This window comes from Sphingopyxis sp. GW821-FHT12C06 (genome assembly GCF_058807415.1).
Genome location: NZ_JBXAQR010000006.1, coordinates 131,895 through 158,144, shown reverse-complemented (window position 1 = coordinate 158,144; position 26,250 = coordinate 131,895). Strand labels below are relative to the sequence as shown.

Below are 26,250 nucleotides of genomic sequence, written 5' to 3'. Positions count from 1 at the left end.
CCCGACCGAGCAAGGAATGGCAATAATTGTGGTTGACTGCGTAGCGGTTGGAATGCCCGGGTATGGGATCCATGTGCGCCGGATGTGGGGGCGAGCACGCGTTCACCTCAAGATTGGCGCGTGCGGAAAGGTCTGGCGGAGTATGAAGAAAACGCGTGAGACTCGTAGGGGGTTCTATCCTCAACGAGCCAAGGCATTGCATCCGCTTGCCCCGCACATTGGACGAAGTGCTCCATAAATTTAGATCCAATTTGCCCTCTGCTTGTTGCCAAGCTTCTATCGGGGGAGCGCGCATCCTGGCCGCAATAATGGTCGTACAAACGCGTACTCGCGGCGAAACAAGTGCGTAGATGCGCCGGATAGGCGACCGGCCCCCGCCGATTGGCCCAGGTCGATTGTTAGTGCATTCGCGGAGGATGGATTTGCGGGCGCGCGATATCATGGCCACGCAGATTGTGGTGGATTATGGAGCCGCGGCGCGCCCTATTTGGAGGCGGCGTGAGGGTTTCCCTCAATAGGGCAGGCGGACCTCGAAACAGGCTCCTCCTCCGGGGCGGTGGGCCGCTGCCACCCCTCCGCCATGGGCCTCGGCGATGGCTTTCACGACGGCCAGGCCGAGCCCGGTCCCGCCTGAATCGCGCGAACGGGAGTCGTCGGCACGCCAAAAGCGCTGGAACAGGCGTTCCGCATCGCCGGCAGCGATACCGGGACCGCGATCGAGCACACGCAAAAAGGCGCCGTCGGTATCGGACCCCGTTTCGATCCGTACCACGCCGCCCGACGCGGCGTAGCGGCGGGCATTGTCGAGCAGCGCGAGCAGAATCTGGCGTAGCCGCGCGCCGTCTGCGGCGAGACGCACCGGATCGAGGTCGCGTTCCGCAATCATGCCCGCATTTGCCAGTTCAGGCGCGAAGGCGTCGATCGTCCGGCCGGCCTCCACCGCAAGATCGATCACCGTCGGGCGGATCGCAAGCCGTCCCGTCATCGCGAGGCTCAGCGTTCGGAGGTCTTCGACAATCCGTGTCAGCGCATCGACCTGAAAGATGAGGCCGTCGAGTCCCTTGGTGTCGGGCGCGAAGACACCGTCGACCATCCCCTGAAGGCGGCCGCGCAGAACGGTAAGCGGCGTACGCAGCTCATGGGCGATCGCGGCGACGCTTTCACGCATCTCGCGTTCGGATCGCTCCATCTCGCGCGCCATCATGTTGAAGTCGGCAATCAGCTGGTGGGTTTCGCCGGCGCCGTGACCGGCCATGGGGACCCTGACCGTCCGATCACCCGCCGCGATGCGCCGGGCGGCATCCGCGACCTTGTGCACCGGCTCGCTGATCCGCGCTGCGAGCCAGCGCCCGACGATGATTCCCATGAACAGCGCCATCCCCCCAAACAGGATCAGCGCGATCTGCTCCTCAATCTGGACACCCGCTTCCCACTTTTGATAGGCTTGGAAGAGAGCTTCGAGATTGGCATGCTTGGGCAGCTGGTTCTGCCCGACCATGTCATAGGCGAGCCGGGCATCGGGCGAGAGGGTGCTGCGGAACAGATTTTCCGACCATAGGTAGAAGAGCAGCATTCCGCCGATCATCACGACGACCGACAATGTAACGACCACCGTCATCGCCGCGGTCATCTGCGTTGTCAGCCTGGCGGGACGCCGGCGGCGCCCGGCTCGTCCGATCATCCCGGCAAGGCTGGTGGGGCTGGGCGGATTCGGCCCGGGCTTCTCGGCGGTCGCGCCGACGCTCGCCGGGTCCTGTGGATTCGCGCTCATCGAAAAACTCTCCAATCTTGCGGCAGCGCCATACGCGGCACGCGCCGATTTTTGCCGGGTGTATCGCGGCGCCTGACGAGCGCTCCGGTTTCGTTCCTCGCGAAAATCGATGGCAAGCGCGAGCGAGGCTATCGGCCGCCACGAACGCCGGCAAAGCGGCAGCGCTCATGGAGGAAGCAGGCGATAGCCGATGCCCCGCACGCCGCCGAGCATATCGTCGGCGCCGGCCATTTGCAGCTTGCGACGCAAATTGCTCACATGGCTGTCGACCGTGCGTTCGAGCGCATCGCTTTCGGGCATGCAGGCATCGAGCAACTCGCCGCGCGAAAAGGCTTTGGTCGGCGTGCGCATCATATGCGCGAGCAGCTGGAACTCGGTGCCGGTCAGGGAGAGAAGCTCTCGTCCGTCCTCTGTTCGTACATGGACGGTATGCGCGGCCGCATCGAGCTCAAGCGGGCCGTGCCGCACAGGCGCGTCATGGCTCATCCGGCCACGGCGAAGGATTGCCTTTGCGCGCTCGACGACCTCGAGCGGATTGAATGGCTTCACAACATAATCGTCGGCCCCCAGCCTCAGCGCCGACAATTTGTCGAGATCTTCGGCGAGCGCTGTCGCCATGATCACCGGTGTTCCGCCGCGCCGCCGGATCTCGGCCAGCACGGCAAAGCCATCCGCTTTGGGCAGTTTGACGTCGAGGACCATCAGATCGGGGGCGAGCCGCAAATGATGCTGTAGCGCGATCTCGCCGTCGCAGGCCGTTACCGTGCGAAAGCCGTCGCGCGTGAAATAGGCATCGAGGATCGCCGCGATCTCGGGTTCGTCTTCGACGATCAGCACCAACGCACTTTGCATGTTCCGCTCCTTTGGATCGCACTACGACCCGGAGGTCGAGATTAAGCGAACAAATTGTGGAGATTTGATGGAGGCGCGCCGCACCGGCCCGCATTTTCCGGCGGGCCTTGTCGCGCATGCCGGGAGAGAGGGCTGCCGACTCGGCGCCGGGACGAGGGGGAGGGAGAGGGGGCGTCCCGGCGCGGATATCGGGCGGGCCCGAACCCGGGCCTGCCTGTCGGGCGTTTCGCGTTCACAAACGCGAAACGCCCGGGTCTCAGAAGCGCAGCACGCCGCCGAGCATGATGCGGCTGCGTTTCAAATTGTCGTTGAACTTGACCTGGTCATATTCGGCCCGAACGGCGAGCGCCGGGCTGAATGCGATTTCCGCACCGCCACCGAACAGGAGGCCATTTTCCTCGATCTTGCTGTCGACGGGCTTGGCGCCGATCTTTGTCGATGTCGCGGTCACATCGAAATTCTGCCAGGCCCAGCCGGCCTTGCCGAAGACGAGGATCGAATTGCCAAGCGCGTAGCCGAGACGGCCCGATGCATCGAACGTGCGGCCCGGATCCAGCTTGACGTTGGTGGTACCAACCTTCTGGCTGAGGCTCTTGCCGCCGCCGCCGAAGCCTAGTTCGGCGCCGAGTACGATGTTGCTGTCGGTCTGCACGTCGTATCCGACATAGCCGCGCCAATCGACGCCCTTCTTGGCCAGATCGAGCTTTGCGGTTTCGCCGGCGACGGGCTGCTCGACACTCGTGCGATTGCGACCGACGGAAGCACCGATCTTCAAGCCGTCAAAGGCCTTTTCTGCGGTTTCGGCATGCGCGGCTTCGGCAGCGAAGAGCGCCAGCCCGCAAAGAAATATTCTGCTTTTCATCTATTTACTCCACAATTTGGCGATCCCGATCGGATCGGTGGAGCGCATCTGTCCTGCATGTGTCGAGTTTTGGTGGAGGGCGTGCTGACGTTGGGTCGAGCCAGCGGTTTCCGGCATGCGGGGGCGGGCGGGACGTCGCGACGGGCATCCAGGAAAAGCGCAAAAGCACACTCAATCTCCACACTGCGTTGGCGATTGTCTTCATGGCACTCTTGGCTGCGGCAATGGCGCTCATCGGCGCCGCTGCAGCTTTGCACCGCTATTACAGGCGCGGCTCGTTCCCGGTTTTCGCCCTCGCTCCACCTGATCTCCACCCCTCGTGAACATCGTCTCCACCAAGCCGGCCTAGCGCAACGGGACAAGAATGAGGTTTTCAAACGGAGAAATCACAGTGGCGTTGACTGCAACCGATCATTGCGCGCGCGGCGCAAGGCTCTCCTCGACATATGCACCCCGCCCCTCGATCCGGACCGCCTCAGCTGCGCGTGGGGAGGAACTGCGTGTCGCCTTGTTTTCGGGGAACTATGACTGTGTGCGCGACGGCGCGAACCAGGCTTTGAACAGACTCGTCGACCACCTGCTGTCCGAAGGTGCCGCCGTGCGCATCTATTCGCCCGTTGCAGCCGAACCGGCGTTCAACTCGACTGGCGATGTGGTGCCCGTTCGCTCGATCGGTATTCCGGGGCGTGGAGAATATCGCGTCGCGCTTGGCCTGCCGTCGAAGGTCAGAGAGGACATCGAGAGGTTCGCACCAAACATTGTTCACCTGTCCGCGCCTGACTGGCTGGGCTGGCGCGCCCAGCGTTTCGCACGCGAACACGGGATCCCCGTGGTGAGTAGCCTGCACACGCGATTTGAGAGCTATCTGGACTATTATGGCTTGCGCCGGCTGAAGAAGCCGGTGGAGCGGTACCTTGATCACTTCTACCGGAATTGCGACCATGTGCTTGCGCCGACCAGGCCGATCGCTGACGCGCTCGGGCGGAAAGGGCTGATGGGGCGCGTCACGATATGGGGCCGAGGCGTCGATCATGACCAGTTTAATCCCTGGCGGCGCAGCACGGTGTGGCGCGGCGATCTGGGCTACACACATGACGAGGTGGTTCCCCTCTTCTTCGGACGCCTCGTGCGAGAGAAAGGCATCGGACTCTTCGTCGAAGTTATCCGGGCGGTGCGGGAACGCGGGCACCGGCTGCGTCCGGCCATCATTGGTGAAGGGCCGGCCAGAACATGGTTCGCAAAACAGCTACCCGACGCGAATTTCCTCGGTCATCTCTCGGGCGAATGTCTTGGTACCGCGATCGCAAGTGCGGATGTGCTCGTCAATCCGTCAGTTACCGAGGCGTTCGGCAATGTGAATCTTGAAGCGATGGCGTCAGGTATCGCGATTGTCTCTGCGCGGGTCGACAGCGCCGAAACTCTGGTCAAACATGGCTCCTCAGGGTTGCTGGTGAAAGCCGATGACGTAGAGGGATATGCCGATGCGCTGGAGCAGCTCATCCTGTCGCGTCAGACCCGGGTGGCGCTCGGCACGGCAGCGGCGCAAAGTGCACTGTCTCACGACTGGCCAACACAACTTTCAACGGTTGTTTCGGCTTATCGCGCATGCCTTAGGTCAGAGCGGTGAGCCAAAGCCCGGCCGTGCCCTCTGTCGGAGACAGTCTTTCGAACCGGCTTGTCAGCGGAAATACGCTCCCGGCCGGTTTTTGAAGAAAAGGGGCGCGGTCCTCGACCGCGCCCCTTCACCGACTCGTTTTTCCGAGAAGCTCAGCCCTTGCAGGGACCGATATTGGTGCTGGTGACCTGCATCTGCATTTCCATGTCGCCGCCGCCCATCGGCGACTTGCCCTTCGACGTAACGAGGACGTCGGTCTTCTTGGCGTCGAGGGTTCCCGCGAGGGCGAGTTCGACCTTCTGCGCACCTTGTGTGCAGGTGCCCGCAACGTCGATCTTGCCGCTGCCGACCTGATTCTTGTTCCAGGTACAGGCTTCGCCATAGCCCTTCGATAGTGCACCGGCGACATCTTCCTTGTCCGCCTGTTCCTGCGTGAGGCACTGTTCCGTACCGCTGGCGGCCGCGAACTGCTTCGACATCTGGTCCTTCACATTATCGGGAACGCCCGGCATCTCGAACTTGACCAGCTTGACGTCGGTCTTCCAGTTGCCGGCTTCGCGCTTTACCGTTCCGGTTGACGAAGCCGCCGTATCGTCGCTCTTGCCGCAGCCGCCCAATGCCAGCGCCGCGCCTATCGTGGCGACCGTCAAAAACTTCTTCATGCTTCGATATTCCTTTGATTGTTGCTCTTGGGTCCCCGGGAGGTCGCAATTGCTTCACGCCCTAAGCAATTGCGAGCCGGCATTTAACAAGATTTCAATGGGATGCACGTCCAAAGTGAGCGAGACAGACTATCTGTCGGCTGGGGGCCGGCGACGGAAAAATAGGGGCGTCAATGTCCGAAGGGTTGCCCGGAAACCAGCGCGGCTTGAAATCCGGTCCGGTTTTCGTCTCCGGCATACACCAGGATATCCTGTCGCAGGCTGCAGGACAGGGTAAATTCAATCGATTCAATTGAGATGAAAGTTTTTCTTCCGTTTCACTAAGAAATCTTGGCCGCGCGGGCGAACGACGGGATGCTACAGTTGTTTTCCCACCGCTGTCGCCCGTTGGGTGCGAGCGTGTCGGCAAAAAAGCAAATGCCAAGACCAGGAGGACTCCCCCATGCTTCGTTCCAAGATCGTCACGACCAGCCTGATCGCGATCGCTGCCTTCAGTATATCACCGGCCTTTGCGCAGGATGGTACCGATACCGCCACTACCGATGCCGCGCAGGGCGATGAGATCATCGTTACCGGAACGCGGGCCGAGGGGCGCTCACGGCTCGACTCGCCCGCGCCCGTCGATGTGCTGAGCGGCGAGACGCTCCGTCGCCAGGGGGCGACCGAAGTGGGGCAGGCGCTTGCGACCGTGGCGCCGTCGATCGATTTCAAACGCTCCTCGGCGGTCGACGGGACCGACGCGATCCGGCCCGCGACGCTTCGCGGGCTGTCGCCCGACCAGACTTTGGTGCTGATCAACGGCACGCGCGCCCACACCTCGGCGCTGCTCAACGTCAATGGTTCGGTCGGCCGCGGCTCGGCTGCCGTCGACCTCAACACCATTCCGACGGTCGCGCTCGACCGTATCGAGGTGCTGCGTGACGGCGCCTCGGCCCAATATGGCTCCGACGCGATCGCCGGCGTGATCAATCTGCGGCTGCGCGAGGCGCGCTCGGGCGGCGGCGTATCGGCGACCTACGGCTTGTACGCGACGGATTTCGATCCCGCGCGGGGCGGCCGCAGCGTCACCGGCGAGCCGGTTCTGACCGTGTCGGGCTGGCAAGGCATCGGTTTCGGCAATGACGGTTTCCTCACCATCTCGGGTGAATATGTCGATCGCAAGCCGACCAGCCGCGGCGGCAATGATCCGCGCGTCACCCCGACCCGCGTCACCAGCCGCTTCGGCGACCCCGAAACCGAACAGGCGACGGTCTTCGCGAACGCCGGTGTCGGCGTCGGCGATGCTTTCCAGCTCTATGGCTGGGTCGGTTATCAGGATCGCGACAGCAAAAGTGCGGCGTTCCCGCGTATTCCGTCGGTTGTCGGCCCGGCCTATACGGTGGGTGGGATCTGGCCTGATGGTTTCCTGCCGCTGATCAACACCAAGTCGCGCAATCTGACGAGCGCCGCCGGTCTGCGCGGTGATGTCGGCGAGTGGGGTGTGGATCTGAACGTCAGCTATGGCCGCAATCGCATTGCCTTCCATACGCTCGATTCCGCCAACTATAGTCTCGGCAACGCGTCTCCGACCGAATTTTACGACGGGGCGGTAACCTATGATCAGTGGGTCGCGGGCCTCGATGTTACGCGCCGCTTCGACGTCTTTGAATCGCTCAATCTGGCTTTTGGGGCCGAATGGCGCCGCGAAGGCTATAAGATCGCTCCGGGGGAGCCCGCCTCCTATCAAAATGGCGGCGCACAGGGTTTTCCAGGTTTCGCGCCGCTCAACAGCGTCAAGGCCGACCGGCGCAACATCAGCGCCTATGTGGATGTCGAGGCGGAAATAACCCCGGAATTTCTGGTCGCCGTCGCCGGACGGGTCGAGGATTATTCCGATTTCGGATCGACCGCGAACGGAAAACTCTCGCTACGCTATGACGTAACCAACTGGCTGGCGCTGCGCGGTACGGCTTCGACCGGCTTCCGCGCGCCGTCACTCCAACAGCAATATTATACGTCGATCACCTCGGTGGTGTCGGATGGCAATATCCTGCTGACCGGTCATTTTCCGTCGATCGATCCGACGGGCGTCGCGCTCGGTGGTTTGCCGCTCGAACCGGAAAAATCGACCAACTTCTCGCTAGGCGGCGTGATCCGCACAGGCGGCTTCAGCCTGACCGTCGACGCGTATCAGATCAAGCTCCGCAACCAGATCGCATTGTCGGAGAATATTCCGGCGACGGCGCCGGGCGTCGGGCCGATCCTTAATCCGCTGAAGGTCCAGGCGGCGCGCTTCTTCATCAACGGGCTGCGTTCGACCACCCGCGGTATCGACATCGTCGCCAATTATCGTGCGCGGCCCGAAGGGCTGGGAACGCTCGACTTCACGCTCGCGGCGAACTTCAACGATGTCGATGTGACGCGCGTTCCCACCTCGACCGCGACCCTGAATCCGGCGCCGACCCTGTTCGGCCGCAACCGGATCGTCTCGCTCGAGCAAGGGACGCCCGGTGAAAAAATCACCGGTGCGATCGACTGGTCGGGCGATGTTCTGGGGGCAACGCTCCGCGCAACCTATTATGGCAATGTCATTCAGCCGGGCACCGTGGAGGCCAATGATATCCCGACCGGCAAGCATGTCATCACCGACCTCGAGTTCCGCTATCAACCTGCAACGGGTGCGCAATTCGCGATCGGGGCCAGCAATTTGTTCGACGTGTATCCCGACGCGACCATTGAGCGCCTGAACAACAATGGCGTCGTCGGCTTTCCCTATTACTCGCCTTTCGGGTTCAACGGTCGTTACCTCTATGCGCGGGTCGGCCTGACCTGGTGACACGGGTGCGGCTCTGACTGGTCTTCGTCCGGCGTTCAGGCCTGTTCAAGGGCCTGGCGCCGGGCAAGCGCCGAGGACAGCCTCAGTCGCTTCACCACAACGCGTGCGGCGCATGGCTGATATGGGAGCCAATGGAGGGAGGCCGCCAAGTGGAGACCTGCTCGAGCGATTGATACGAACGGCTGTGCAAATCGACGGGATGCTGTGGGTCACGCTTGTGAGCGATCGACCACCTGGCGACCCATCCCGAAAATATCGGTGGCGCGGGATTCGACGGTGGCGACACCCGCAGTGCGGTGGTGACACCATGATCCTGCGCGACCTGGCCCCAAAGCCAGCTTCCGATCGCAGTTTCCCTGGCAATCGCGACCTGGAACGCCGCAAGCGTCCGGCCCGCCACCCAGCGCGGCGGCAGTAAAGGCGAGCGATGCAGGCGCGGCCGACGGTTTCATACGGTCAGCCAAATCCGTCCCCAGGAAGCTTTGGCCAGTCCGGACGAGGGTTTGAGATTGGCGAAAGGGGACAGGGCGTCAACGCTGTTCGCATCGGAAGGTGGGCCTCGGCTCTGCAGCCAGTGCCAAATTGCGCCAGCTGGCGTCTGGATTGCGGTTGTTCAGCGTTTATGCTGCCGAGAATCCCGTTTCTCCGGGTTTTCTTTTGCCAAAACTGCGTCTGCCCATTCATCATTTCGGACTGCGTCTTCATAGGCGGCAAGATGCGCGGGGCTGACTTCCAGCCACCGTGTCAGGCCGTCCCAATCGTCGAACGCGGGATCGGCGACGCGAATCGCCCACAGCCGGGCGGCTTCGATGAGTTCGGATGAATGCGTCGTCATGCCTTTCCCCTGTTGTGCGGGGTCCTATGGCATGACGAAACCCGAACAGCTATTCCGTATTCAATTTTATCCTGAGGTCGGCGAGCGTCCGGTATGCCTTCTGCAGATCCTTCTCGACCGAACTCAGGCTCATGCCGAGTTCGCTCGCAATTTCGGCCTGGCCGATGCCGTCGAGGCGATAGCGGCGAAAAACATGCTCGACCCTCGAGCCGAGCCCGGCGAGCGCGGCCTGTACATGCTGCAATTGCTCGCGAGCGATCAGGATGCGTTCGCCGACGGGCTTGTCTTCGGGCGCATCGCTTGTCCCATACCAATCGAACTGCCGTTTCTCCCGGCTCGACGCAGCGCGCCGAATGTCGCGCATATGGTTTTCGGCAGCGCGAAAGAGATAGGAAACGGGATCGGCAATCGAACGCTCGGGCGCCACGGCGATTTTTTGCCACAGATCGTGCAGTACATCCTCCGCGTCGTGGCTCGCGCCGCGCGCGGCAAGGAAGCGGAGCAGGCGGCTGCGTTCGTGGAGAAGCGTGGCGTGCAATCCGCTGATTCCCACGTGCGGTTCCATCCTAGCGCGCGCTTTCGGTGTCGTCATCGGGCGTCGCCGCGCGGCGGCGGGCAAAGTCCGAAACATGCGGCGCGGTATTCACGCGTGCCAGCCGGGTCGGGGTCGATCCCGCGGGTTGGCCCAGAAGCGGGGCGGGATCGGTCGCCCGTCCGTTGACGCGCACTTCGAAATGGAGGTGATTGCCGGTCGAGCGCCCGGTCGACCCCATCAGTGCGATCGCCTGGCGCTGCCCCACGGCTTCGCCGGGCTGGACGAGCAGGCGCGACAGATGGGCGTAACGCGTACGGAGGCCGCCGCCATGGTCGATTTCGACCATCTGGCCATAGCTTCCGGCGAAACCGGCGAAGGCGACAAGGCCCTGGCCCGATGCGAGCACCGGCGTGCCGAGCGGTCCGGGAATGTCTAAACCGTAATGCATCCGGCTCGTGCCGCGGAGGGGATCCGTGCGATAACCATAGTGCGACGAGAGCCGCGGCATCTTTGCGGGTGGTGAATTCGTGGACGGGGCTTCGCGTGGCTGTGTCAGCGCAGGTTGGGGCGCAGACCAGTCGGTCATCTGCTGCCGGAAAGCTTCGCTGTCGCCGCCGGGAAGCGTGCCCTGGCCCGCCGCCGGCGCAATGCTTGCGGTGCAGGCAAAGCCTAGCGCAAGCAACGGATGGAGGGCGGAGGTTACGGGCATGCGCTAATAAGACGGAGCCCTTTCGGCGCGCCCTTGGTGCGGGGAGCAAAAAAATACTTCGCCGAAAATCCTTACGGAACCGGGCGTCTTCCTTCGTCTCACACCATAGCGGTAGCCTTTCTGCATCGAAGGAGACGGAAGATGAATTCCACGGAACGCAGCATGCTCGACATGCTCAAAAAAGGTCGCGATCATTATGGCGTGGTCGCCGTGAAGGCCGAGTTCGAGGCGGAAGGCACGCGCCCCGACGAGTTGCTGCGCCTGCTCGAACTCGCGTGGCGCGCCGACCTGAAATTCGCGCTCAAGATTGGGGGGTGTGAAGCGGTTTCCGACCTTCACGCATCAAAGCTTTATGGCGCCGACTATATCATCGCGCCGATGATCGAGACGCCCTACGCGCTCTCCAAATTCATCGATGCCAGCGCCAAGGTCTATGGCGCGGAACGTGATGGCACGCAGATGCTGTTCAACCTCGAAACCGAGACCACGCTCGCCAACCTCGACGCGATGTTGCCGCTGGCCGCTGGCGACGTCGACGGCATCGTCTTTGGCCGCGTTGATTTTACCTTGTCGCGCGGGCTGACGCGGGGCGCGATCAACGACCGCGCGATCACCGATGCCGTGCTCCGCGTCGCGCAGGTCTGCGCTGACAAGGATCTGGAACTGGTGGTCGGCGGCTCGGTTGCGGTGGAAGCCGCCGCCGCGCTCCGCGAAATTCGTTCGGTGCGGCTCGACCGGTTCGAAACGCGCAAGGTCGTTTTCGACGGCGCTGCGGTTGAGGGGGCGGACTTCGAGGCGGGGATTGCCAACGCTGTGGCCTTTGAACTCGACTGGCTGAAGAACAAGCGCGACTATTATCGTGCCATCGCCGATGAGGATCTCGCGCGTATCCGTATGATCGAGGAACGCAGCGCTGTCGCGAAGCGCGGGCATCTGGCGCGCGTCGCCGCGTAATTTCGATGATGCTTGGCGAACAGGTTTCCCTTTTGATGCGTGATGTTGCGGCAAGCGTGGTGATGCCGCGCTTCCGCTCGCTCGCGCCCGGCGAGGTCGCCGAAAAAAGTCCCGGCGAGGTGGTGACGATCGCCGATCGGGAGGCCGAGGCGCGACTTCATGATGGTCTGGACGCGCTGGGTCTCGGCGCCCGCATATTGGGGGAAGAGGCGGCGGGTGAAGACCCCGGGCTTCTCGCCGGGGCCGGCAAAGGGCTGGTCTGGCTGATTGATCCGCTCGATGGCACGGCCAATTTTGCGGCCGGACGCGCTCCCTTCGGTATGATGATCGCGCTTGTCGAGGATGGCGAGCCGCTTGCCGGCTGGATTCTCGATCCGCTGAGCGGCCGGCTTTGCCAGGCGCAGCGGGGCGGGGGGGCGACTTGCGATGGCCAGCCGGTGACGGCGCGGCGCGGACTTCGTACGCCGCCTCGCGCAGCGCTTGGTTCGCATTTTTTGCCGCCGGACCGGCGTGACCGGCTCCACGATTTCGTAGAGCGCACGCTGGATGTGCAGCCTGTGCCGCGCTGCGCGGCCGAAAGCTACGTCCGTCTGGTGCTGGGGCAGGACGATATCACCCTGTTCCAGCGCATCTTGCCCTGGGACCACGCCGCTGGCGCGCTGTTCCTGACCGAGGCCGGTGGGAAAATCACGCATTGGGATGGCGCGCCCTATCGCATCGGCGGACCGGGCAAGGGTGTGCTGGCGTCCGCCGACGCCGACCTCTGGCGCATGGCGGCAGACCTGATTTTCGATCCGGCCGCGGGCCTGCTCGACTTGGAGTATGAAATTTGATGGGCAAGGGTCTCGCGCTGCTGGCGACAGGATCGCTGGCGGCATCTTTGCAGTTCGCGGTACCATCCGCGGCGCAGCTGATGCCGCCGGTCGAGGCTGGCGCCGGGCAGCCGCGCGCGACACAGGGTGATGTGGCGCAGCGCCGCGCGGCCGAACAGATCGCCGTCCCGCCTGTCGATGTCCCCACGATCACTCCGGTCGTCCTCGATGGCGAAGCACCGCAGCGCTCCGAAGGCCGGGGCAGCGCTGATGTCCGGCAAAGGCCGGCCAATCCTGCCGCGACACCGCCGAGCGAGTTCGAAACCTATGTCTCGGCGCTGGCGGGGCAGCCGCTACGCCGGTTCGGGTCCGAACTATTGCTGCCTTCGGCGCGCGATTTCACCGCGCCGCCGACCACCGCGATCCCGCCTGATTATCGTATCAATCCGGGGGACGAGCTGCTGCTTGGCATCACCGGATCAGTGCAGGCGTCGGGGCTGCGCCTTGTCGTCGATAGCGAGGGACGCATCTTTGTGCCGCGCGTCGGCGCGATTGTCGTTGGTGGGGTGCGCTACGGAGACCTCCATGGCGTGATCGAGCGACAGGTTTCGCGCCAGTATCGCGGTTTTAACCTCGAAGTCGCGATCGGCCGCCAGCATGGCATCACCGTCTATGTCACGGGCTTTGCCGCACGGCCGGGCTCCTATACCGCGAGCAGTCTGTCGACCCTGGTCAACGCTGTGCTCGCCGCGGGCGGCCCCGCGGCAGGCGGCAGCTTTCGTTCGATTCAGCTCCGTCGCAGCGGCCAACTCGTTTCGGACTTCGATCTCTATGACTTTCTGCTCAAGGGCGACAAGCGCGGCGATGCGGTGCTCCAGAATGGTGACGTGATCTATATCGCTCCCGCAGGCGAGGAAGTTGCGGTGATCGGAAGCGTCAACCGGCAAGCGATCTTCGAGCTCGCGCCCGATGAAACGCTGACCGACGCGATCCTCTATGCGGGTGGCGTCAACAGCGTCGCTGACAACAGCCGGCTGATGGTGCTGAATGGCATGACGGGCGGCGAGGCGGGCTGGCGCGAAGTCACTGCGGATGCGGCCGCGACGCGCAAAGCGCAGCGCGGCGATGTTGTCCGTATCCTGTCGCAGGCCGGCATCGCGCGGCCGTTGCGCCAGCAGGCGGTGCTGGTAACGGTCAGCGGCGAAGTGTCGCGCCCCGGCCGTTACTATGTCCAGCCAGGAACGCGAATGGCCGATGTGCTTGCCGAGGCGGGTGGACTGACGAGCGAGGCCTTCCCCTATGCAAGCGTGATCACGCGCGAAAGCGTCAAGCACCAGCAGCGAGTGAGCTATGACCGCGCGATCGACGATGTCGAACTGTTACTCGCCGCACAGCCGTTGACTTCCGTCAACCGCGCGCAGCTCGCGCAGCCGGGTAATCTCGCGCTGATCAACAGCATCGTCGACCAGTTGCGCCGGCGCGAACCCGACGGACGCCTCGTTTTCGATCTGCCGGTTAACGCGGCATCGCTGCCGGACGACCTGATCCTCGAAAATAACGACGTCGTTTACGTCCCCGCGCGGCCGGTGACGGTCGGGGTGTTCGGCGCGGTACCAAGCCCTGCCTCATTTGCCTGGCGTGATGGCGTAACGGTCGAGGATTTCGTCAAGTCGGCGGGCGGGGTGCAAAAAATCGGCGACAAGGGCGAGATATTCGTCGTCCGTGCCAATGGAACCGTGCTTGCAGGTGGCAAACGCGCGCTCAAGGCGCCCGCGCTACCCGGCGACCTCATCTATGTGCCGATCGACGCCAATCGCGGCGAATTCTGGGCGCGGCTGCGCGACGTCACCGGCACGCTGTTCAGCGGGCTGGTCGGTGCCGCCTCCATCAAGTCGGTGATCGAATGAACCGGATGGGCGCCCTTCGGCAGCGGGCAACCGCGTTCGTCACCGACGCCCGGCTGCGGCGCCGTACCTATGCGCTCGCCGCGCTGATCTTCGCGCTCCTGACGGTCTTTCCGCAGCCCTATGTGGCGCGCGCCAAGGTGCTGCCGCAGGACAACAACAGCATCGGCCTCGGCTCGATGATGAATGCGCTGGGCGGGCAGCTGCAGGGTTTCGCTTCGCTGTTCGGTGGCGCGAAGCAGCAGACCGACATGTATCTCGCCGTCGGTCGCAGCAGCGAGGTCGGTGACGCCGTGATCCGCAAGCTGAAGCTCGTCGGACCGGACGGTTATGCGTCCGCAACGAAGGCGCGCATCGCGCTTGCGAAAAAGGTCGACGTGCATTCGCTGACCGGCGGCATCATCGAGGTCGAAGTCCGTACCCATGATGCGGAAGAGGCCGAAGCACTGACGCGCGCCTATGTCGACGCGATCAGCAACCGCATCGTCGCGCTCGGTAAGGACCGCATCGAACGCAAGCGCGCGGTCGTGGCCGAGCGCTTCCGGGAGGCCGCCGATCGCGTCGCGACTACCGAAACCGCGCTGAACGATTTCCGCCGCCGTAATCGCCTTGCCGAACCGCAGGCCGAACTTGGCGCGGCGCTGTCGGTGCGGGCGGGGCTCGAGGCGCGGTTGCAGGCGAAGCAGGTCGAGTTGCAGACCTTGCAGAAATTCCAGGGCCCCGAAAATCCGCAACTGATGGCGGTCCAGTCCGAGGTCGCCGCGCTTCGTGCGCAGGTCGCCCGGAGCGGGCAGGCCGATGTAGGGCCAGCCGGTCCCAATGTCGCGGGCCTCAGCGAAGTGTCGGGCGAATATCTCGACCGGTACCGCGACTATCGCTTCGCGCAGGCGCTGTACGAAGTCTATGCGCGCTCGTCCGAGGAAGTGGCGGTCGAAACGCTGGCGGGCGAAACCGCGGCCAATGTCCAGATACTGGAGGCGCCACGCCGCGACGCCGACCGCAAATATAATGTCGCCGCGGCGGCGCTGCTCGCGCTCGCGCTCCTCGCGGCGCTGTTCACCGAAATCTATGCCCCGGCGACCGGAATCCGGCTGTTCCCGGCGCGGGAGAGGGAACCGGCGGCATGACGGTGGAGGAGGTCCAGCCAGAACTCTCCATCGTCATTCCCTGCTTCAACGAGGTGCAGAATGTCGCGGCGATCTGCGCCGCCGTGACCGCGGAAGCGCTGGCCCATGCCGATGGCCATGAAATTATCCTGATCGACAATGGTTCGACCGACGGGACGCGGAGCATCATGCGCAACCTCTGCCTCGCCGATCCGCGCATCCGGGTTATCTTCAACAACCGCAATTACGGCCAGATGCGCTCACCGACCTATGGGCTCTATCAGGCCGAGGGCAAGGCGGTGATCGGCATGTGTGCCGATTTCCAGGACCCGCCCGCGCTGATCGGCGAATTCGTGCGCAAATGGCGCGCGGGTGCGCAGGTCGTGCTGGGGCAGCGGCGGTCGGAAAGGGCGTCGCTGCCGCTGCGCGCGGTGCGCTGGCTCGGCTACGGCTTCCTCCGCCGCTTCGGCGACTATCCGGTGATCCCAGGCGCGACCGGTTTTGGCCTGTTCGACCGCGAAGTGATCGACACGCTCGCTGCGTGGAACGAGCCCGAACCCTTCTTTCGCGGCATGGTCGTCGAAAGCGGATTCCGGCTGACGCTTGTGCCCTTCGACCGGCCTGAGCGCGCGGCGGGTGAAAGCAAGAATGGCGTCGCGGCGCTGGCGTCTTTCGCGTTGTCGGGGCTCGCCGGATCGGCCAAGTCCTTGCTACGTCTGCCCTTGTACCTGGCGCTTTACATCGGCGTTGTCGCGCTCTGCTTGCTGCTCGCCGCCCCGGTCGCCCTGATGCTGGACGGCCCCTTCTGGGCACTGCTCGGCCTTGCGCTCGGCTTCGGGATATTCGCCGTGCTGCTGCTGTTCCTCGGCTTGATCGGCGAGCAGGTCCGCATGCTCGCCGAGCGGAGCCGCAATGTGCCGTTGGTGATCGAGCAGGAGCGGATCAATTTTCCTGCGGCGCGCGCGCGGCCGGCTGCGCGCACCCTCATTCGCCGCCCATGACCGCGCCGCGCGCCCGCCTGGCACCGCTCGCCGCGGAAATCCTGCTCGCGCTCGGCGTGATCGCGAGCCTTGGCTGGACTTTGCGCTTTTTCCTCGAATTTGGTTATCTGCCGCAGCCTTTCGTGTTCGATACCAACGACACCTATATGGACTGGTTCAACACCGCCTATTGGGCGAACAACCGCGGCATCTACGACGTGTGGCGGAGCATCTATCCGCCGCTCTCGTTCGTCTTCCTCGACATGACCAGCTTGCCGGGCTGTTATCTCCAGTCGCCCTTTTACGCGCGCGATTGCGACTGGCTGGCGCGATCGACGATTTACGCCTTTTACCTGATCGACGTTGTGCTTGCATGGGCTTGCTTCCGCCGGCTCGACCGCCGCACTGCGCCGATGCGCACGATTGCGATCGCGCTCGGCCTGCCGATGCTGTTCACGATCGAGCGTGGCAATCTGATCCTCGTCGCCTTCGCTTTCTTCATGATCGCACACGGCCCGGTCACCGCCTCGAAGCCATGGCGCTGGTTCGCCGCCGCGGTGACGATCAACTTCAAGCCCTATCTCGTGCTTCCCATGCTCGCTTATGCGGTGAAGCGCGACTGGCGCCCGCTTGAGATTGCGGGGATCGCGACGATCGCACTCTATCTCGTCACACTCGGGCTTGTCGGTTCGGGCACCCCGATGGAACTGGCGTCGAATACCGCCAACTGGGTCGTTTTCCAGGGCGCGCAAGTGTGGAACGAAGTCAATTATTCAACGAGCTACGCGCCATTTCAGATGTTCCGGACGCTCGACATCCCGTTGCTCCAATTCGTACCGTCGCGGCTGGTCGAGACGATCGAGTTTCTCGTTCCGATCGTCATCCGCTCGACCCAGCTCGCCGCGCTCACCGCACTCGCCGCAGCGTGGCTCCAGCCCAAGGCGCTGCCGCTCCACCGCGTCTCGGCGATCCTGCTCGGCGCCTATCTCGTCACCCAGTCACCGGGCGGTTATACCCAATTGTTCCTGCTGTTCCTTGTGATGATGGAGCGCTGGAAGGGCGCAGGGCCGATCGCCGCGATTGTTGCGGCCTATCTGCTCTGCTTCGTTGGCGATTGGCCGCTCGCAAGCGTCCTCGACGTGATGAGCAACAGCTGGCTGGGCGAGCGCACGGTTACCGCGAGCTTCGGTCTGACCGCGGGGCATTTTATCCGGCCGGGGCTGATCGTCTTCATCGTCTGGATGCTGTCACTCGATAGCATTGCACAGATCGTGCGCTCTCATCGTCTCCATCGCCCGTCGCTCGGGCTGGTCGCGGCATGATTCTGGGCGAAGATCTCGCCGCGGTCGACCGCCAGCTTGCGCCGTATTGGCCGCAGCTCAATGGCGCGCGTATCTTCATGACCGGAGGCACGGGCTTTATCGGCCGTTGGATGCTCGAGGCGCTCGCGCGATCGGGTAGCGATGCCGAAGTCGTGCTGCTTAGCCGCGATCCCGACGCCTTTGCTGCGCGCGCGCCGCATCTTGCGCGGCGTTTCCGGCTTGTTGCGGGCGATGTCTCGGACTTTGTCGCGCCGCCGGGTCGATACACCCATGTCATCCATGCCGCCACCGACGCGAGCGCGGCACTCAACGCCAATGACCCGCGCCGCATGTTCGATACCATCGTCACCGGCACTCGCCGCGCGCTCGACCTCGCGGTCGAACGAAAAGCAGAGCGTTTCCTGTTTATGAGTTCGGGCGCGGTCTACGGCGCCCAGCCGTGGGACGTTTCGCACGTCCCCGAAGACTGGCACGGCGGCCCCGATCCGCGCGATCCCAAATCGGCCTATGGCGAGGGCAAGCGCGCCGCTGAACTGCTCTGCGCGATCTACGGCAAACAGTTCAGGCTCGACGTCGTGACCGCACGCATCTTCGCATTGCTCGGGCCCTTACTGTCGCTGGATATCCATTTCGCCGCGGGCAATTTCATCCGCGACGCCATGGCCGGGCGGCCGATCTGCATCGAAAGTGCGGGCACGGCGGTGCGCTCCTATCTCTACGCCGCCGACCTTGCAGCCTGGCTTTGGCTGATGCTGCTCTGCGCGCCGCGCGGCGCGACATGGAATGCCGGCTCCGAGGAAGCGGTGTCGATCGCCGACCTTGCGCGCCGCGTCGCCGCGGTTCTCGGCGGCCCCGGCGTCGAGGTGCTGGGCCGCGCCGATGTCGGGTGGAACCCCGGGCGTTATGTTCCCTCGACCGTGCTGATCCGCGATGGGCTCGGCGTCGCGCCCACCGTCAACCTCGATGAAGCGATCCGTCGCACCGCAATTTTCAATGGATGGACAAAATGAGCCAGATCAAGCTCTCCGACTGGGTCGCACAGACCCTCGCCGACAACGGCATCACCGACATCTTCATGTTGACGGGGGGCGGGGCGATGCACCTCAATCATTCGCTTGGTACGCATCCCGCGCTGACGACGACCTTCACACATCACGAGCAGGCGCTGTCGATGGCGGCGGAGGCATATTACCGGCTGACCAACCGCCTTGCGGTCGTCAACGTCACCTCGGGCCCCGGCGGCACCAACGCAATCACCGGCGTCTATGGCGCATTTGTCGATTCGATCGGGATGCTGGTGATTTCGGGGCAGGTGAAGACCGAAACGACAGTACGTCACACCGGCCTGCCGCTGCGCCAATATGGTGACCAGGAGCTCGATATCGAGGAACTGGTTCGCCCGGTCACCAAATATGCGACGATGGTCACCGATCCGCGCTCGATCCGCTATCACCTCGAAAAGGCGATTTACCTCGCGACCAACGGCCGGCCAGGGCCGGTATGGCTCGACATCCCGCTCGACGTGCAGGCGGCGAAGATCGACCCCGGCGATTTGCTGCCAGGGTTCGATCCTGCCGAACTCGACGAGCCGTGGAAGCGCGACGATCTCGCCGGGGTCGCGGCGGACATCCTGGCGCGTATCGCCAAGGCCGAACGCCCGGTGGTCTTCGCGGGCAGCGGCGTACGGCTCAGCGGTGCGCACGCCGAATTTCTGGCGCTGATCGAGCAGCTCGGGGTTCCTGTCGTCACCGGCTGGAATGCGCATGACGCGCTGTGGACCGACCACCCGCTTAATTGCGGCAAACCCGGCACCGTCGGCGACCGGGGCGGCAATATGGTGACACAGAGTGCGGACCTGTTGCTGGTGCTCGGCAGCCGGCTCAATATCCGGCAGGTGAGCTATAATTGGCAGAGCTTTGCGCGCGGCGCGTACAAGATCTGGGTCGATATCGACCCGGTCGAGCTGGCGAAGCCGAATGTTGTTCCCGACATGCCCGTGACCGCCGACCTTGCCGACCTTATTCCAGCGCTGCTCGCGGCGCCTTATGCAGGGCCGAGCGATACGCATCGCGAATGGCTGGCATGGGCGCGCGAGCGCGTGCGCCATTTCCCGACCGTTCTCCCCGAATATCGCGATCATGACCAGCTCGTGCATCCCTATGTTGCGATGGACGAGCTATTCGCGCAACTGGACGAGGACGACATTGTCGTCACTGGCAACGGCAGCGCTTGCGTCATCGGTTTCCAGGCGGCGCACTTGCGGCCCGGACAGCGGCTGTGGACCAATTCGGGCTGCGCGACGATGGGTTATGACCTGCCTGCGGCGATCGGGGTGTGCACCGCGACCAAGGGACAGCGGCGCGTGATCGCGGTCGCCGGCGACGGCAGCATCATGATGAACCTGCAGGAAATGCAGACGATTGCGGGCTATGGCCTGCCTGTGAAGGTCATCCTGATCAACAACAGCGGCTATGTCTCGATCTTCCAGACCCAGCGCAACTTCTTCAACGGGGTGGAGGTCGGCGGCGGCCCGAAGAGCAATGTCACCTTCCCCGATTTCGGCAAGATCGCGGCGGCGTTCGGCTTCGCTTATGTCCGCACCGACACCCATGCCGGGCTCGCCGATGCGATTGCCGCAACGCTGGCGGTCGATGGCCCGGCGTTTTGCGAAATCGTCGTTGACGAGCATGTCCCCTTCGCGCCGAAGCTCGGGGCAAAACAGCATCCCGACGGGCGCATCACTTCGCCTGCGCTTGAAGATCTGTCGCCCTTCCTGCCGCGCGAGCTGCTGGCCGAGAACATGCGCATTCCGTTGATGGACGAGGATTGATTCGCATGATGGGCCGGGTCGTCCCGCTCAATCGGCCGCTGCGCTTTCTGATCGCGGGCGGGCTGAACACGCTGTTCGGGCTCGCTTTCTACCCCGTGCTGCTCTGGTCGGTGCCATATTTCCACACCCACTATATGATCGGGCTGGGGATCGCGCAGGCGGTGTGCCTCTGTTTCGCCTTCATGACCTACAAGCTTGGCGTGTTTCGCACGCGTGGCAATCTCGTGCGCGAGTTCGCGGCTTTTGCGGGTTTTTACCTGGTCAACTATGCCGCCAACTGGGTCGCCCTGCCCATATTGGTCGAGGTCGGCGGCATTTCACCGATCATCGCGCAGTTGGGCTTCACCCTGATCCTGGTTGTGGGGAGCTGGTTCTGGCACAATCGCGTCACCTTTCGCGATCGCGGCCCCCCATAGTTCAGGCAGCCGCCCGCGGCGCTGTTTCACTCCCGTGTCGCACGGTGTAGCGCGCAATCTGGTCGACTGTCACCGCGCGAGCATCCGCACCATCTGCGACCGTCTTGTGCCATTCGCTGATCCAGTCGAGCGCGGCGTCGAGTGGCAGCACCGGGAGCCAGCCGAGCTGCGCCCGTGCCTTCGAGCTGTCGAGCCGCAACAGGGTCGCCTCGTGCGGCTGCGGCCCGGAGTCGGCCAGCGTCGTGCCGTTGCTGTCACCCCATGCCGCCTGAAGCCGCTCTACGATCCACGACACCGGCCGCGCATCCGCGTCGGACGGGCCGAAATTCCAGCCATCGGCAAATGCGCGCTCGCCCGCCAGCAGTCGTTCGGCGAGCATCAGATAGCCGTGCAGCGCCTCGAGCACATGCTGCCACGGGCGCACCGACCCGGGCGAACGGATCAGCGGCGCGGTGCCCGATGCCATCGCGCGTATCAGGTCGGGGACTAGCCGGTCGTCGGCCCAGTCACCGCCGCCGATGACATTGCCCGCGCGCGCCGAGGCGAGCAGGGGGCCGTTCTCGGCGAAGAAGCTGTCTTGCCACGCCGACACGACCAGTTCGGCGCAGCCCTTGCTGTTGCTGTACGGATCGTGGCCGCCCATCGGGTCGCTTTCGCGATAGGGCCATATCCACTCGCGATTTTCGTAACATTTGTCGCTGGTGACGCAGACGATCGCTTTCACGCCCGCGACCTGCCGTGCTGCGTCGAGCAGGTGGACGGTGCCCATCACATTGGTCGCATAAGTCTCGACCGGCTCGCGATACGACAAGCGGACCAGCGGTTGCGCGGCGAGGTGGAAGATGACTTCGGGTTCGCAGGCCTCGACGGTACGCCGCAGCGCCGCAGCATCGCGGACGTCGCCCTCGACATGGCGGACGAGTTCACCGATCCTTGCGGCTCCGAACAGGCTCGGCTCGGTGGGCGCGGGCAGAGCGAAGCCGGTAACCTCGGCGCCCATCTGATGCAGCCACAGGCTGAGCCAGCTTCCCTTGAAGCCGGTGTGGCCGGTCACCAGCACGCGGCGTCCGGCCCACGCCGATCGGGTCGCTGCGTTCACCAGCGTTTCCACGGCGCCGCATCGCGGTTCCACAGGTCTTCGAGGTACAGCTTGTCGCGCAGCGTATCCATCGGTTGCCAGAAGCCCGCGTGGCGATAGCCCATCAATTCGCCACCGCGCGCGAGTTGTTCGAGCGGCCCTGTTTCCCAGACGGTGTCTGGACCATCGACAAGATCGAGCACCGAGGGATCGGCGACGAAGAAGCCGCCGTTGATCTGGCCGCCGTCACCCATCGGCTTTTCGCGAAAATCGGTGACGCGGTCGCCGTCGAACGCCAGCGCGCCAAAGCGTCCGGGCGGTGCAACAGAGGTAACGGTCGCGCGCAGCCCGTGGGTGCGGTGGAAATCGACGAGTTCGGCGATATCGATGTCGGCAACGCCGTCACCATAGGTGAAGCAGAAGGGTTCGTCGGGGTCGAGATAGGAGCGGATCGCGGCGAGCCGCCCGCCCGTCATCGTTGCCGGGCCGGTCTCGACCAAGGTAATCCGCCACGGCTCGCTGCGCGCGTGGTGCACCTCCATACCGTTGCCGTTGCGCAGGTCGATCGTGACGTCCGAGGTGTGCAGAAAATAATTGGCGAAGAATTCCTTGATCAAATAGCCCTTATAGCCAAGGCAGATCACGAAGTCGTTGAATCCGCTCGCGGAATAGATCTTCATGATGTGCCAAAGGATTGGCATGCCGCCGATTTCCACCATCGGCTTGGGCTTGATCGCGGTTTCTTCGCCCAATCGGCTGCCAAGGCCGCCGGCCAATATTACGGTTTGCATCATCGCTCCACGTCTAGGTCTCGACAGCATGACGGACCCGATGCCCCCAGCCCGCAAATCGCCATGGAGGCTCCTGACCGGGCCGGCCGGGCTGTGTCTGATCCTGCTGATCGCGGCGTTGCTGCGTATCGACGGCGCCGGCTTTGGCCTCCCCGCGCTAAACGATCCCGACGAGCCGCTGTTCATGAGCACGGCGCTCGAAATGCTCTCGGGTCCGACGCTGAACCCCGGGTGGTTCGGGCATCCGGGCACCGTCACCTTCTATTCGCTGATGCTGGTGGTTGCGCTGGTCGGTGGCCTCGGGGTGCTGACCGGGCGCTTCGCCGACTTCGACGCCTTTGCTGCGGCGGTCTATGCCGACCCGGGCGTCATTTTCCTGCCCGCGCGGCTGCTGATGGTCGCCTTCGGCGTCGCGTGCGTCTGGATGACCTGGCGCCTCGGCAAGCGGCTGGGCGGTGAGCGCCTCGGGCTCGCCGCCGCGGCGATCCTCGCGGTCAATGCTGTGCATATCGAATATTCGCAGATCATCCGCACCGATGTGCAGGCCAGCCTGTTCATGCTGCTTTGCACGCAGTCGGCGCTCGCGATTGCGGAAAGTGGCCGTCGACGCGACTTTCTGCTCGCGGGCCTGTTTGCGGGCCTTGCCTGCGCGACCAAATGGCCCGCGGCGGTGGTTGGCGTGACAGTGGTTGGTGCCGCGCTTTACCAATGGCGGTCGGGCAAGGCGAAATGGCGCGAGCTGGCGTTGTTCTGCTTCGCAACCGTGGCGACATTGTTGATCGTGTCGCCTTTCCTGCTGATCGACCATGCGACCGTGGTTCAGAATCTCTCAGGCGAGGCACGTCCCTTGCACCCCGGTGCTACCGGCGGCGGGTTTTTCGCCAATCTGGGCTGGTATGTTGCCGGACCGCTCTTCTCTTCGCTGGGGATCGGCGGGCTTGTGCTCGCTGCGGGTGGCGTGCTGTGGGGGCTGGAAGGGGATCGGCGCTGGACTTTCGTGATTCTGCCTTTCTGCCTGACCTTCCTGTGCGTCATCGCGATGCAATCGCTGCGCTGGGAGCGCTGGATCGTTCCGCTGCTGCCCTTCTTGGCGCTGGCGGTGGCGCGTGCGCTGTGCGCGATGGCGGACCTGCTGCCCGCGCGCCGCGCGCAGATTGCCTTGCCCGCCGCGCTTCTCTTGCTGATCATCCCCATGATCATCACCGCGCGGATCGAGACCGCCGAACGCCGGCATGACACGCGCCAGATCGCGTCGGCGTGGCTGCGCGAGCATGCGCCGCCGGGTAGCCGGATATTGATCGAGCATCCCGCCTTCGACCTGCTGGGCGAGCCTTGGCAACTGCTGTTTCCGATGGGATCGGCGGGCTGCGTCGATGTGCATGATTTGCTCGCGGGGCGGGTCAGCCAATCGGATGTTGAAGGCCGACGACAGGGGGGAGCGATCGTCGATATCGGCCATGTCGATATGGCTCAGCTGGACAGCTGCCGGGCCGATTTCGCAGTCGTCACCAACCATTTGCGCTATCGCGCGGACACCGTCCATTATCGCGAAGAGCTGGAGCGTTATAACCGCTTGCTTGCCAAGGGGCATTTGCGGCTGGTCGCGCAGGCCGTGCCAGGCAAGAGTTCGGGGCCTCCTGTTCATATCTTCCAGATATCTCCTTAGCCGTTCATCGCGGCGCAATCGATCCGTATGAGGACCGGCGCCGCCAGCCTGCACCCACCAGCGGGCGCGACCGGAACAGGACCGTTGCGGCGCAGGTCGTCGCTGGAACAGGTTCGGGCTTGCGCATCAGTGGTCACGGTGGCCGGGACGGCGACGTGCGAGCTTCGACCAGCCTGCCGTACTGCTTCACCGACAAGGATCAGCGTCATAATAGGCGCACTCTTTGATCGCACCAAGGGGCTCCGGCAGGGCAGGATGCAGAGTTTTCAAAACGGCCATGCCGACTGCTTCGAGGCTGACTTCGAGGGATCCGTTGCGGCCAGACGAGGCGCGCACCTTTCGCCGGTCTCGTCAGGCTCGCAATCCTTGTGGCACCCGCGATGCCCATCCCGAACATGGCAATGTCATGCCTTGATCCGGCAAGGCGAAATGCGTCGCCGGCATCGTCACCGCGCCCGTCGCCGCGAGATGCGCGATGGGTGAATTGTCAGGCGCGTCCGGGGCGGCTAGCTTGTGGTCCAGAGTGGGAGGCGAGCGGATGGCGGATGCGCCCGGACGGCCGATCGACGATATCATAGTGTGCAGCGCGCTGAGCGATGGCACGGTGGTGTGCCTGCGCACGATCACCCCCGATGATGAGGATCTGCTGCGCGAGGGAATTGCGAAATTATCCGCCGAATCTCGCTATTTGCGCTTTTTCTCGCCAGTGGCGATACTGCCCGACGATGTGATCGAGCGGCTGGTCGATGTGGACGGGCACGACCATATCGCGTGGGGGGCGATCTGCACCGAGTGCGAAGGGCAGCCGGCGATCGGCGCAGTGCATGCGGTGCGCTATCGCCACGGCGGGCGCGCTGGCGAATATTCGGTCGCGGTGCTCGATGCCTTTCAGGGCAAGGGGCTGGCGCGGATGCTGACCGCGGCGCTGCTCGTCCAGTGCCTCGCCGAGGGCCTGACAGTGCTCGACGTCCATATCCTGTCCGAAAATTACGCTGCGACGAAGCTGGTCAAATCGCTGGGGGCGATATGGAAGACCGAGGGGGCGGGGGTTGCCGAATATATGCTCGACGTCGCGGGGGCGATTGCGGTGCTGCGCGCCGATAGCGATGCTCAAGGGGTGCAGGATGTGCTGCGGACGCTCGAAGGGCAGATCGGCGCGGTGGCGGGCTAGTCCCTTCCGCCGCTTTGGGTCGCTGGGAGCGGCGGAAGGGAAAGGCCGTGGAGCCGTTTCCGGTCCACACAGGCGTCATACCGGAAAATGGTGACTCAAAGGTGACCAGGATCACAGGTTAGGCCCATTTGCGAAAATATTTTGCGCAGGAAAAAGGGCGCCGAAATCACATCCGGCGCCCTTCATGCTGCCTGTCGGGGGAGGGCCCTTCAGGAGAAGCCGTCCTTATTTTTTGGCGGCGTCATTCTTTTGCGTTTGGCCGATGCCGCTTTCGGATGGAGCGATTTCGCCCTTGTCATCCATCGCGTTGGCCTTTTCCTCGCCCTTTTCTTCGACGACGTCAGCCTTGTTTTCCATGGCCTCCTTCGCAGCGCCTTCGGGCATCGCGTCGGCTTGGGCGTCGATGACGTCGGCTTGCGCTTCGGCCTGATCCTCGACCTTGTCGGCCTGCGGGCTCTGGCAGGCGCCGAGCGCGAGGGTCGAGGCGGTGGCGAGGGTAATGAACATCTTGCGCATAGTGAGTGACTCCCAATGTTGACTCGGGGTTTCAACGCGGGGGTGAGC

General features: G+C 63.9%; 25 protein-coding genes. 13 read left to right on the top strand and 12 right to left on the bottom strand.

Features of this window, described 5'->3' with window-relative positions; all coding sequences use genetic code 11:
• Window positions 1–511 precede the first annotated feature (511 nt).
• The 3 genes from AC1RRJ_RS18270 to AC1RRJ_RS18260 form a co-directional block, all read right to left on the bottom strand.
• Window positions 512–1,771 (bottom strand): ATP-binding protein, encoded by a 1,260-nt coding sequence (locus AC1RRJ_RS18270; protein WP_493125308.1) that lies wholly within the window; start codon window positions 1,769–1,771, stop codon window positions 512–514.
• A gap of 165 nt (window positions 1,772–1,936) precedes the next feature.
• Complete coding sequence (locus tag AC1RRJ_RS18265) at window positions 1,937–2,623, bottom strand: response regulator (RefSeq protein WP_493125306.1); 687 nt, start codon at window positions 2,621–2,623, stop codon at window positions 1,937–1,939.
• A 256-nt stretch (window positions 2,624–2,879) separates the two neighbouring features.
• On the bottom strand, window positions 2,880–3,485 hold the full coding sequence (locus tag AC1RRJ_RS18260) for an outer membrane protein (RefSeq protein WP_493125304.1): 606 nt from the start codon (window positions 3,483–3,485) through the stop codon (window positions 2,880–2,882).
• Between the two features lie 391 nt (window positions 3,486–3,876).
• On the opposite strand from AC1RRJ_RS18260, the gene AC1RRJ_RS18255 reads away from it, so the two are divergent.
• The gene (locus tag AC1RRJ_RS18255; RefSeq protein ID WP_493125302.1) at window positions 3,877–5,112 is read left to right on the top strand and encodes a glycosyltransferase family 4 protein; all 1,236 of its coding nucleotides are present in this window, start codon (window positions 3,877–3,879) and stop codon (window positions 5,110–5,112) included.
• 140 nt (window positions 5,113–5,252) lie between these two features.
• Here AC1RRJ_RS18255 and AC1RRJ_RS18250 read toward each other — a convergent pair whose 3' ends face one another.
• Complete coding sequence (locus tag AC1RRJ_RS18250) at window positions 5,253–5,762, bottom strand: DUF3617 domain-containing protein (RefSeq protein ID WP_493125300.1); 510 nt, start codon at window positions 5,760–5,762, stop codon at window positions 5,253–5,255.
• 442 nt (window positions 5,763–6,204) lie between these two features.
• On the opposite strand from AC1RRJ_RS18250, the gene AC1RRJ_RS18245 reads away from it, so the two are divergent.
• Window positions 6,205–8,577: a TonB-dependent receptor plug domain-containing protein gene (locus AC1RRJ_RS18245; RefSeq protein WP_493125298.1), complete on the top strand. Its 2,373-nt coding sequence runs from the start codon at window positions 6,205–6,207 to the stop codon at window positions 8,575–8,577.
• A gap of 91 nt (window positions 8,578–8,668) precedes the next feature.
• Here the strand turns inward: AC1RRJ_RS18245 and AC1RRJ_RS18240 are convergent, their stop codons facing one another.
• The 4 genes from AC1RRJ_RS18240 to AC1RRJ_RS18225 all read right to left on the bottom strand — a co-directional run bounded on the left by AC1RRJ_RS18240 (window position 8,669) and on the right by AC1RRJ_RS18225 (window position 10,395).
• Window positions 8,669–8,992, bottom strand: coding sequence for an MFS transporter (locus AC1RRJ_RS18240; protein ID WP_493125730.1), 324 nt, complete (start codon window positions 8,990–8,992; stop codon window positions 8,669–8,671).
• Window positions 8,993–9,190: 198 nt separating this feature from the next.
• Entirely contained in the window at window positions 9,191–9,412 is a 222-nt protein-coding gene (locus AC1RRJ_RS18235) for a hypothetical protein (RefSeq protein ID WP_493125296.1), read from the bottom strand.
• Between the two features lie 49 nt (window positions 9,413–9,461).
• A complete protein-coding gene (locus AC1RRJ_RS18230; RefSeq protein WP_493125294.1) occupies window positions 9,462–9,965 on the bottom strand; it encodes an RNA polymerase sigma factor in 504 nt (167 codons plus the stop codon).
• Between the two features lie 13 nt (window positions 9,966–9,978).
• A complete protein-coding gene (locus tag AC1RRJ_RS18225; protein WP_493125292.1) occupies window positions 9,979–10,395 on the bottom strand; it encodes a M23 family metallopeptidase in 417 nt (138 codons plus the stop codon).
• Between the two features lie 402 nt (window positions 10,396–10,797).
• Here AC1RRJ_RS18225 and AC1RRJ_RS18220 point away from each other — a divergent pair, with 402 nt between their 5' ends.
• From AC1RRJ_RS18220 to AC1RRJ_RS18180, 9 genes are read left to right on the top strand one after another with little or no spacing between them, the layout of a single operon-like run.
• Window positions 10,798–11,610: an aldolase/citrate lyase family protein gene (locus AC1RRJ_RS18220; protein ID WP_493125290.1), complete on the top strand. Its 813-nt coding sequence runs from the start codon at window positions 10,798–10,800 to the stop codon at window positions 11,608–11,610.
• Window positions 11,611–11,645: 35 nt separating this feature from the next.
• The gene (locus AC1RRJ_RS18215; protein ID WP_493125288.1) at window positions 11,646–12,443 is read left to right on the top strand and encodes an inositol monophosphatase family protein; all 798 of its coding nucleotides are present in this window, start codon (window positions 11,646–11,648) and stop codon (window positions 12,441–12,443) included.
• Entirely contained in the window at window positions 12,443–14,329 is a 1,887-nt protein-coding gene (locus tag AC1RRJ_RS18210; protein ID WP_493125286.1) for a polysaccharide biosynthesis/export family protein, read from the top strand. Before AC1RRJ_RS18215 ends, AC1RRJ_RS18210 begins: the two co-directional genes overlap by 1 nt.
• Window positions 14,330–14,334: 5 nt before the next feature.
• A complete protein-coding gene (locus AC1RRJ_RS18205) occupies window positions 14,335–15,453 on the top strand; it encodes a capsule biosynthesis protein (RefSeq protein WP_493125284.1) in 1,119 nt (372 codons plus the stop codon).
• The gene (locus tag AC1RRJ_RS18200) at window positions 15,450–16,433 is read left to right on the top strand and encodes a glycosyltransferase family 2 protein (RefSeq protein ID WP_493125282.1); all 984 of its coding nucleotides are present in this window, start codon (window positions 15,450–15,452) and stop codon (window positions 16,431–16,433) included. The genes AC1RRJ_RS18205 and AC1RRJ_RS18200 overlap by 4 nt, the downstream gene beginning before the upstream one ends.
• Window positions 16,430–17,734, top strand: coding sequence for a hypothetical protein (locus tag AC1RRJ_RS18195; protein WP_493125280.1), 1,305 nt, complete (start codon window positions 16,430–16,432; stop codon window positions 17,732–17,734). The genes AC1RRJ_RS18200 and AC1RRJ_RS18195 overlap by 4 nt, the downstream gene beginning before the upstream one ends.
• Window positions 17,731–18,744, top strand: coding sequence for an NAD-dependent epimerase/dehydratase family protein (locus AC1RRJ_RS18190; protein ID WP_493125278.1), 1,014 nt, complete (start codon window positions 17,731–17,733; stop codon window positions 18,742–18,744). The genes AC1RRJ_RS18195 and AC1RRJ_RS18190 overlap by 4 nt, the downstream gene beginning before the upstream one ends.
• A complete protein-coding gene (locus AC1RRJ_RS18185) occupies window positions 18,741–20,564 on the top strand; it encodes a thiamine pyrophosphate-binding protein (RefSeq protein ID WP_493125276.1) in 1,824 nt (607 codons plus the stop codon). The genes AC1RRJ_RS18190 and AC1RRJ_RS18185 overlap by 4 nt, the downstream gene beginning before the upstream one ends.
• Window positions 20,565–20,569: 5 nt before the next feature.
• The gene (locus AC1RRJ_RS18180; RefSeq protein WP_493125274.1) at window positions 20,570–20,980 is read left to right on the top strand and encodes a GtrA family protein; all 411 of its coding nucleotides are present in this window, start codon (window positions 20,570–20,572) and stop codon (window positions 20,978–20,980) included.
• A 1-nt stretch (window position 20,981) separates the two neighbouring features.
• Here AC1RRJ_RS18180 and rfbG read toward each other — a convergent pair whose 3' ends face one another.
• Together rfbG and rfbF are read right to left on the bottom strand one after the other, a co-directional pair.
• The gene (gene rfbG, locus AC1RRJ_RS18175; protein ID WP_493125272.1) at window positions 20,982–22,079 is read right to left on the bottom strand and encodes a CDP-glucose 4,6-dehydratase; all 1,098 of its coding nucleotides are present in this window, start codon (window positions 22,077–22,079) and stop codon (window positions 20,982–20,984) included.
• Window positions 22,076–22,852: a glucose-1-phosphate cytidylyltransferase gene (gene rfbF / locus AC1RRJ_RS18170; protein WP_493125270.1), complete on the bottom strand. Its 777-nt coding sequence runs from the start codon at window positions 22,850–22,852 to the stop codon at window positions 22,076–22,078. Before rfbF ends, rfbG begins: the two co-directional genes overlap by 4 nt.
• A gap of 25 nt (window positions 22,853–22,877) precedes the next feature.
• Between rfbF and AC1RRJ_RS18165 the strand changes: the two genes are divergently transcribed.
• Window positions 22,878–24,515 carry an ArnT family glycosyltransferase gene (locus tag AC1RRJ_RS18165; protein ID WP_493125268.1) on the top strand — a complete coding sequence of 546 codons (1,638 nt, stop codon included), beginning with the start codon at window positions 22,878–22,880 and terminating at the stop codon, window positions 24,513–24,515.
• On the opposite strand, the gene AC1RRJ_RS18160 is transcribed toward AC1RRJ_RS18165, so the two are convergent.
• On the bottom strand, window positions 24,512–24,724 hold the full coding sequence (locus AC1RRJ_RS18160; RefSeq protein WP_493125266.1) for a hypothetical protein: 213 nt from the start codon (window positions 24,722–24,724) through the stop codon (window positions 24,512–24,514). The genes AC1RRJ_RS18165 and AC1RRJ_RS18160 overlap by 4 nt on opposite strands.
• Before the next feature lie 329 nt (window positions 24,725–25,053).
• Between AC1RRJ_RS18160 and AC1RRJ_RS18155 the strand changes: the two genes are divergently transcribed.
• Complete coding sequence (locus AC1RRJ_RS18155; RefSeq protein WP_493125264.1) at window positions 25,054–25,686, top strand: GNAT family N-acetyltransferase; 633 nt, start codon at window positions 25,054–25,056, stop codon at window positions 25,684–25,686.
• A 225-nt stretch (window positions 25,687–25,911) separates the two neighbouring features.
• On the opposite strand, the gene AC1RRJ_RS18150 is transcribed toward AC1RRJ_RS18155, so the two are convergent.
• Complete coding sequence (locus AC1RRJ_RS18150; RefSeq protein WP_493125262.1) at window positions 25,912–26,202, bottom strand: hypothetical protein; 291 nt, start codon at window positions 26,200–26,202, stop codon at window positions 25,912–25,914.
• Window positions 26,203–26,250: the final 48 nt, after the last annotated feature.

Bases quoted from the DNA above. Each gene is read 5' to 3' on its own strand.
- AC1RRJ_RS18245 (WP_493125298.1), top strand. From the start codon at position 6,205: ATGCTTCGTTCCAAGATCGTCACGACCAGCCTGATCGCGATCGCTGCC.
- AC1RRJ_RS18160 (WP_493125266.1), bottom strand. From the start codon at position 24,724: ATGACGCTGATCCTTGTCGGTGAAGCAGTACGGCAGGCTGGTCGAAGC.
- AC1RRJ_RS18180 (WP_493125274.1), top strand. From the start codon at position 20,570: ATGATGGGCCGGGTCGTCCCGCTCAATCGGCCGCTGCGCTTTCTGATC.
- AC1RRJ_RS18190 (WP_493125278.1), top strand. From the start codon at position 17,731: ATGATTCTGGGCGAAGATCTCGCCGCGGTCGACCGCCAGCTTGCGCCG.
- AC1RRJ_RS18215 (WP_493125288.1), top strand. From the start codon at position 11,646: ATGCGTGATGTTGCGGCAAGCGTGGTGATGCCGCGCTTCCGCTCGCTC.
- AC1RRJ_RS18260 (WP_493125304.1), bottom strand. From the start codon at position 3,485: ATGAAAAGCAGAATATTTCTTTGCGGGCTGGCGCTCTTCGCTGCCGAA.
- AC1RRJ_RS18225 (WP_493125292.1), bottom strand. From the start codon at position 10,395: ATGCATTACGGTTTAGACATTCCCGGACCGCTCGGCACGCCGGTGCTC.
- AC1RRJ_RS18200 (WP_493125282.1), top strand. From the start codon at position 15,450: ATGACGGTGGAGGAGGTCCAGCCAGAACTCTCCATCGTCATTCCCTGC.
- AC1RRJ_RS18265 (WP_493125306.1), bottom strand. From the start codon at position 2,623: ATGCAAAGTGCGTTGGTGCTGATCGTCGAAGACGAACCCGAGATCGCG.
- AC1RRJ_RS18205 (WP_493125284.1), top strand. From the start codon at position 14,335: ATGGGCGCCCTTCGGCAGCGGGCAACCGCGTTCGTCACCGACGCCCGG.
- AC1RRJ_RS18220 (WP_493125290.1), top strand. From the start codon at position 10,798: ATGAATTCCACGGAACGCAGCATGCTCGACATGCTCAAAAAAGGTCGC.
- AC1RRJ_RS18210 (WP_493125286.1), top strand. From the start codon at position 12,443: ATGGGCAAGGGTCTCGCGCTGCTGGCGACAGGATCGCTGGCGGCATCT.
- AC1RRJ_RS18155 (WP_493125264.1), top strand. From the start codon at position 25,054: ATGGCGGATGCGCCCGGACGGCCGATCGACGATATCATAGTGTGCAGC.
- rfbF (WP_493125270.1), bottom strand. From the start codon at position 22,852: ATGATGCAAACCGTAATATTGGCCGGCGGCCTTGGCAGCCGATTGGGC.
- AC1RRJ_RS18250 (WP_493125300.1), bottom strand. From the start codon at position 5,762: ATGAAGAAGTTTTTGACGGTCGCCACGATAGGCGCGGCGCTGGCATTG.
- AC1RRJ_RS18150 (WP_493125262.1), bottom strand. From the start codon at position 26,202: ATGCGCAAGATGTTCATTACCCTCGCCACCGCCTCGACCCTCGCGCTC.
- AC1RRJ_RS18270 (WP_493125308.1), bottom strand. From the start codon at position 1,771: ATGAGCGCGAATCCACAGGACCCGGCGAGCGTCGGCGCGACCGCCGAG.
- AC1RRJ_RS18165 (WP_493125268.1), top strand. From the start codon at position 22,878: ATGACGGACCCGATGCCCCCAGCCCGCAAATCGCCATGGAGGCTCCTG.
- AC1RRJ_RS18195 (WP_493125280.1), top strand. From the start codon at position 16,430: ATGACCGCGCCGCGCGCCCGCCTGGCACCGCTCGCCGCGGAAATCCTG.
- AC1RRJ_RS18185 (WP_493125276.1), top strand. From the start codon at position 18,741: ATGAGCCAGATCAAGCTCTCCGACTGGGTCGCACAGACCCTCGCCGAC.
- AC1RRJ_RS18235 (WP_493125296.1), bottom strand. From the start codon at position 9,412: ATGACGACGCATTCATCCGAACTCATCGAAGCCGCCCGGCTGTGGGCG.